This window comes from Streptococcus sp. 27098_8_12 (assembly GCF_041432115.1).
Lineage (GTDB): Bacteria > Bacillota > Bacilli > Lactobacillales > Streptococcaceae > Streptococcus > Streptococcus parasanguinis_V.
Genome location: NZ_JAPVZA010000032.1, coordinates 1 through 7379, shown reverse-complemented (window position 1 = coordinate 7379; position 7379 = coordinate 1). Strand labels below are relative to the sequence as shown.

Annotated in this window: 4 protein-coding genes; 2 read left to right on the top strand and 2 right to left on the bottom strand. The window is 40.0% G+C overall.

Going from position 1 to position 7379, the window contains the following annotated elements:
• Positions 1-2723 (bottom strand): Spy0128 family protein (locus tag O3629_RS10010; RefSeq protein ID WP_371609138.1); only part of this gene is annotated, 2723 nt, incomplete at its 3' end.
• Positions 2724-3001: 278 nt separating this feature from the next.
• Between O3629_RS10010 and O3629_RS10005 the strand changes: the two genes are divergently transcribed.
• On the top strand, positions 3002-4018 hold the full coding sequence (locus O3629_RS10005; protein WP_049516434.1) for an NAD(P)H-dependent glycerol-3-phosphate dehydrogenase: 1017 nt from the start codon (positions 3002-3004) through the stop codon (positions 4016-4018).
• A 45-nt stretch (positions 4019-4063) separates the two neighbouring features.
• A complete protein-coding gene (gene galU, locus O3629_RS10000; protein WP_031575672.1) occupies positions 4064-4972 on the top strand; it encodes a UTP--glucose-1-phosphate uridylyltransferase GalU in 909 nt (302 codons plus the stop codon).
• A gap of 160 nt (positions 4973-5132) precedes the next feature.
• Here the strand turns inward: galU and O3629_RS09995 are convergent, their stop codons facing one another.
• Positions 5133-7115, bottom strand: coding sequence for a C69 family dipeptidase (locus O3629_RS09995; RefSeq protein WP_371609137.1), 1983 nt, complete (start codon positions 7113-7115; stop codon positions 5133-5135).
• Between the last annotated feature and the right edge of the window lie 264 nt (positions 7116-7379).

Below are 7379 nucleotides of genomic sequence, written 5' to 3'. Positions count from 1 at the left end.
TCAAAGAGACCAAATACAGCTCCTGCAAGAGCATTTCCATCTGCGTTAGCTTTGTGCAATTGAATGCTGTAAAGTTTCAACTCAGGTTTTTCAACAACTGGTGGTGTTGGTGGAATTGAAGTTGTTACCAATTTGTTAGTGAAGGATGTCTTATCACCATATGCCACAGAAGCTTTGAGTGTATTGCTTGCATCATCTTTTGTGACAGTTACAGTCGCATCAATACTTCCTTCATCGTAGGTCATTCCTTTTGCTTTGCTTTCAGGAATAACTTCTTTAATCGTGTAGTGGAAGGTTTTTCCTGCGTCCTCTGATGAATATGAAATATCATCAAAGGCTACCGTACCATCTGCAGCATTTTGTTTTGTTTGAAGAACTTTTCCGGTTTCATCCAACAATTGGAAATTAAATTCACCATTCTTCAATTCAGCACCTTCTAAAATCTTGCTCGCTGAAATTTTAGCTTTTGCTGGTTGAGGAGCCGTATAAGTATTTGAGAAGGTTTTATTATCTGGATAAGCCACATCTGCTTTCAGGTTGTCGCCATCTTTTTTCACCTTAACAGTTACTTGTTTATCAGTCTTGTCATAGGTAATACCTGGGGTATTTCCAGCTACTTCCTTAACAGTGTAAGTGTGTTCACCTTCTTCGGTGTACTCAATTGGTGCAAATGTTACTTTTCCGTTTTTGTTTGTAACAGTTTGAAGCTTGTTAGCTCCTTCGTACAATTCAAAACTAAATTCGCCATCTACCAAGTCACGACCTGTCAACTCTTTTGCCAACTCAATTGTTGCTGTCGTCGCGTTTGGTGTGAAGGCATTGGTAAAGGTTTTGCTTTCTGGATAGACGACTTCTGCCTTCAAGGCATCTCCATCACGAGTAACTTTAACAGTCACTTGTTTTTCAGATGCATCGTAAGCAATCGTAGCATTATCCCCTTTGACCTCTTTCACAGTATAAGTATATTCACCTTCTGCTGTGTAAGAAATAGCATCAAAGGTTACTTTGCCAGATTTGTTGGTAACAGTTTGAAGTTTGTTTGTACCTTCGTACAATTCAAAACTAAACTCACCGTCTACCAAGTCACGGCCTGTCAACTCTTTTGTCAACTCAATTGTTGCATTTGCCGCCTTTGGTGTGAAGGCATTGGTAAATATTTTGCTTTCTGGATAGACGACTTCTGCCTTCAAAGCTCCTCCATCACGAGTGACTTTAACAGTCACTTGTTTTTCAGAAGCATCGTAAGCAATAGTGGCATTGTCGCCCTTCACTTCCTTCACAGTGTATGTGTGTTCACCTTCTTCAGTGTACTCAATCGGTGCAAATGTAATTTTCCCGTTTTGGTTAGTAGTTGTTTGAAGTTTGTTTGAACCTTCGTACAATTCAAAGCTAAACTCGCCGTCTACCAAGTCACGACCTGTAAGAACTTTATCCAGCTCAATAACAGCTTGGGTTTTGGCCGGCTTCTCTTTCTTGTTTACAATGGTTTTGCTAACAGGTTTCGTTGGTGTCGTAAATTCACTAGCTTCAACAATTGTATCTTCTGCCAAGTCATACCCTTTCGGAGCTTGAATTTCTTTGATGATGTATTTATCTCTCAAGAGTTCTTTAAGGCTAAATTCACCTTTAGCATCTGATTCAAACTCACCTAATACTTGGCCAGTTGCTTGACGGATAACTTGGAATTTCGCACCTTTCAGCGGTTCATTACTTTCGTCAACTTTATGAACTTGAATGCCGAAGGCATAACCAACACCTTCACCACCCGCGATTTGGATATTTACTTTACTATTTGAATCGTATGGTTTTTTATTATCACCTACGATAGTCGCCTTATTTTTGATCACCTCACGGTCAACCGCATCATAGTTAACAACTGCTTCATATTCAACTGCAAAGTGATCGTTAGCAGAAATGTTCCCTAGATTAATCGTAAATGTAGTATCTGTTGCATTTACAGTGTATTGAGAGGTGACATCTGTTTTGTTTTTAAGTTGCCATGTTCCAGTGCTGTAATCCCAAGTACCTTTGTAGATCTTAAAGCTACCAGCCTTGTAGGTTACACCTGGTGATTCCATAGAATCTGAAAGAACTGCATTGCTGATTGCCTCGTTGGTCCTATTTACAGAAATACGAAAACCTAGGCTCTTGTGATCTCCATTATCCCAACCAGATTTGATAATAGTATACCGTTTACCTTCTCCGACAGTCCCACTTTTTACTGTACCATCGAATTTCACTTTGTTATTAACAGAGACCTTAACTGGCGCATTACCATCATTTGGAAACTTATCTTTATTAACACCAGCATAGAAGAAGAACGAACCTGAAATATCATTTTTCTCTTCAACAAACTTTGTGAATGTCAAGACAATTTTACCAGTAGTTGCATCAACCTTTGCGTTAGCGATCAATTTACCAGTAATGGAGTCATTAATTTCAAAATCCTGCGATTTGATGTCAATTGGAGAAGCAATAACTACTTCCGTCGTATCTCCTGCTTTAACGTTTTTTCCTTCCAAAGCAAACTTTGCATTAAGACGGAAAGTATCGTATCTTCCAAGCGGAGCTGTTAAATCCCCGCCATCATTGTTTTGAACTTTTACATTTGTGATGACATCCACTTTTTTTGACGTTTCTGCATTTACAATTTTAGAAAAAAGCGTAAAGCATACCATCAATAATGAAAGCATCATCAATAGATATATTGCCAATTTTTTCATTTTATCTCCCCTTATATTCATAATAATAGGCAAAAAATATTATATCACAAATTAGTAGTAATACAAGTAAAAGGTGGCATTTTTTTATTTAGCATCTTGTCAAAATGAAATGTCCTCACAAAACAATTGATGATCATACAAGTTTTTTTACCTATATTATGTTAAAATAGAGAGGAAAATAGAATCGTCCTTCAAGGCACACATTCGGCCGTTTCGAAGGTGCAAGCGCTAGATTTCCTAGCCTTGTTGAAAAAATAGACATAGAAATGGAAGATACAATGGAAAAACAAACCGTTGCAGTATTGGGTCCTGGTTCATGGGGAACAGCCCTTTCACAAGTCCTCAATGATAACGGCCATGAAGTCCGTCTCTGGGGAAATATCCAAGAACAAATCGATGAAATCAATACCGCTCATACCAATCAACGCTATTTCAAAGACATCGTTATTAGCGAAGAGATTACTGCTACGACCGATCTGAAAGCAGCTTTGGACGGCGTGGATGCTATCCTTTTTGTCGTTCCTACAAAGGTGACCCGCTTGGTCGCTAAACAAGTCGCTGAAACACTGGATCACCCTGTCACAGTCATGCACGCTTCTAAAGGGCTCGAACCTGGTACACACGATCGGATTTCTCAAATCCTTGAAGAAGAAATCCCTGCTTCTCTTCGCAGTGAAGTAGTGGTCGTTTCTGGACCGAGTCATGCAGAGGAGACCATCGTACGGGACATCACCCTCATTACAGCAGCTTCAAAAGATTTAGAAGCTGCACGCTATGTTCAAGAACTCTTTAGTAATCACTACTTCCGCCTCTATACCAATACAGATGTTATCGGAGTGGAAACTGCTGGAGCCTTGAAGAATATCATCGCAGTCGGAGCTGGGGCCCTGCACGGTCTTGGTTATGGTGACAATGCCAAAGCAGCCATTATCACACGCGGTCTCGCTGAAATCACGCGCCTTGGCGTTAAGCTCGGAGCTAGCCCATTGACCTATAGCGGTTTGTCTGGGGTCGGTGACTTGATCGTTACCGGAACTTCTGTTCACTCTCGCAACTGGCGAGCTGGTGATGCTCTCGGACGTGGCGAAAAATTGGAAGATATCGAAGCCAACATGGGCATGATCATTGAAGGGATCTCTACGACCAAAGTCGCCCACGAGCTGGCCCAAGAACTGGATGTCTACATGCCGATTACACAAGCCATTTACCAAGTCATCTATGAAGGAAAAGATATCCGTGAAGCCATCCACCACATGATGAGCAATGAATTTAAAGAAGAAAATGAGTGGAAATAAGTCAACCACCCTATCATCAATCCTACCTTTTAGAAAGGAAACTATATGACTAAAGTTAGAAAAGCAGTCATTCCTGCGGCTGGTTTGGGGACACGCTTCCTCCCAGCTACCAAAGCTTTGGCAAAGGAAATGTTGCCAATCGTTGACAAACCTACGATCCAATTCATCGTAGAAGAGGCTCTGAAATCTGGGATCGAGGAAATCCTTGTCGTAACAGGGAAGGCCAAACGTTCGATCGAAGACCATTTCGATTCTAACTTCGAATTGGAATACAATCTCGAGCAAAAAGGCAAGACTGACTTACTCAAGTTGGTCAATGATACAACAGCGATCAATCTTCATTTCATCCGCCAAAGTCACCCTCGAGGTTTAGGGGACGCTGTTCTTCAGGCAAAAGCCTTTGTTGGAAACGAGCCTTTTGTCGTTATGTTGGGAGATGACCTGATGGACATCACTAATGATGATGCCTTGCCATTGACCAAACAATTGATGAACGACTACGATGAAACCCATGCGTCCACTATCGCTGTGATGGAAGTCCCTCACGAAGAGGTTTCTTCTTATGGTGTGATCGCACCTCAAGGAGAAGGTATTAACGGTCTTTATAGCGTTGAAACTTTTGTCGAAAAACCAAACCCAGAGGACGCTCCAAGTGATCTCGCTATTATCGGACGCTACCTCTTGACTCCTGAAATCTTTGATATTCTTGCAAATCAAGAACCAGGTGCTGGCAATGAAATTCAATTGACAGATGCGATCGACACCCTCAATAAGACCCAACGAGTTTTTGCCCGTGAATTTAAAGGCCAACGCTACGATGTAGGTGACAAGTTTGGTTTTATGAAGACATCGATTGATTATGCTTTGAAGCATCCACAGGTTAAAGATGATCTCAAACAATACATCATTGATCTTGGAAAACAATTAGAAGAATCTGAGAAAACTGCAGACTAATCATTCACAAATCAAAGAATACAAAAAGACTGGCCATATAATGTAAGGGATTTGCTACCTTACAATGGTCAATCTTTTTTTCGTAAAAAAGAGGCTGGATAAAAATCCGGCCTCTTTCGTTTCATTGGACTTGGTCCAATTCACTTTTTATTCTTATTATTTAAGGATGAACATTGTAAGAATAATTTGTATTTGGGAAAGTTTCAACAGTTGCTTTCGCAAAAGATGAACCAAAACGATTGTTCTCATTGCCGCCATTACCAGCTGAAACTGCTTCGGATGGATCTTGAGCTTTTGCTTCTGGTTTCACAAATGTTTCAACTTTAGTAGAAACATAAGATTCCTTATCTTTTGTAGCTGCATAACCGAAGCGGTTATTTGGATTGCCTTCTTCATTGACTTTGGTTTGAATTGGCTGAGTTTTTTCAGGTTGAACTGGTTTCTCAGGTTCTACTGGTTTCTCAGGTTGAACTGGTTTTTCTGGTTCTACTGGTTTTTCTGGTTGAACTGGTTTTTCTGGTTCTACTGGTTTCTCAGGTTGAACTGGTTTTTCTGGTTCTGGATCTTTGTAATCATCCGGCTTAGAGGCACGATATGGATCATCCTTACGACCTAGCTCAATCAAATGCGCATGCATATCTGCTTCATAAGATTTGAAGTGTTCAAATAGTTTTTTAGAAAGTGCAAGAGCATTTGCTGTAACTTCGTCTTCTACTGCTTTAGCAGCTTCAGGTTGATCTTTCAACGCATAATATTCAATATCTTTCTTCTCTTGATCAACAATAAATTGTTTTTCCAGAGCTTTCCAGTGATCTTGAACTGTTTTTCCAAAGACATCTTGGTTATTGATCGCCATGTTGTCAATGTGCCATACTGTCCAATACCATGAATTTGGATCATAAGTTGCTGTTTGAGGTTTGAAGGCTTCGTAAGTATCTTTTAGATTACCATAGAATGGAACATAAGGTGTGTTCCGAGATGGTCCCATACCAAGCCATAAAGTACCACCAAATGATTTTGGAAGTTTTGGATTGATTTGGTAGACATGGGCATCAATAACGTTTTCATTTCCTAAAGCATACTTGTATTGGTCTTTACGAACAGCATCATTGCTACCATTATCACCTTGTTTCTTGACACCAATTTGATCGTCTGGAACAAACCGACCATTCAAATGTTCAAAACGGTTGCGTTGGAGAGCAAAGGCGTCTTCCAAAGTAAATTTCTTGTTTGGATCTGTTGGTGAGCGGAAGAGTTCGTATTCATCATCTTCATAAGTCACTTTTGATTTTGGATCCAAAAGAGTGATTCCTGCGTAAGTACGTGAACGGTCTCCTTCAGCATATTTTTCTGGTCCATAAGATTTAGCGATATGGAAGTTACCATCTTTGTCTGTCTTGTAGTTACCAGATTCTTTGGCTACTTTTTCGACATCTTTCGAAGCGATCACATTTTCCTTGTCATTCAAATCCACATGACCAAGGTAGTAGGTATTTGCAAAGACTGCATATTTGTCTTCTGGGACTTTTACTGCTACATATTGGTGACCAGAAAGAATTTCCATATACCAAGTTTCTTTTTGGTCTGCAAAAACGACAACATTCCCTTCTGCTGATCCTTTTTCTTCAATGACTTTAGCTAGGAATTCAACCCCTTCACGAGCAGACTTAACGCGTGGTAAAACCACGTCCAACATAGCAGCTTCTGGAATTCCCTTTTCTGTCAATGGATCTGTCTTCAAGACTTTTTTGTTTGGAATTGCTGTAACAGTTGATGTCATAGAGACGCCGGCTTCGTTAAATCCATGTTCACCAAAGGCACCGTTACTACCATCTCCACGAGCAGAGTCATAAGTCGCTGTGTATTTCATTTCACTGGCAGCATGTGGATAGGTAAAACCATTGGATTCGTCTTCCAGTTGATCCCCTTCCTTATAGTTCTTCGCATCAACAACTACAAAGTTTTTGTTGTGCTTTCCACCATTTGGATAGTAAGGGTAGTCTTCTGTCCTACCAAAGAGAGTGGTCCCATCCTTGGTCAATTGGCGACCAATGATAAAACCGCAACAGGCCTGAACAGCTTGAATTGGTAGGAGTAAGAGTGTCATCGCTACCAATGAGAGTTTTAACAACCATTTTTTCATGGCAAATCTCCTTTGTTTTTGCACTACTTTTGACAAAATAGCACTATTTTTGATTTTTATATCTCCAGTTTACACCTTTCCTAAACCTTTTGCAAGCGCTTACTTATTTGAATTTTTATACCTTTTTACCCATGATTACCTTCTCTATGGACCTAGCAATAGAGGGCTCACTTGACCTCTGCAAACATATTATAATAAATATATACAATTCTTTGCATTTCAAACAATTTTCTGTTAGTTTACGATTGCACTACATTTTTTAGG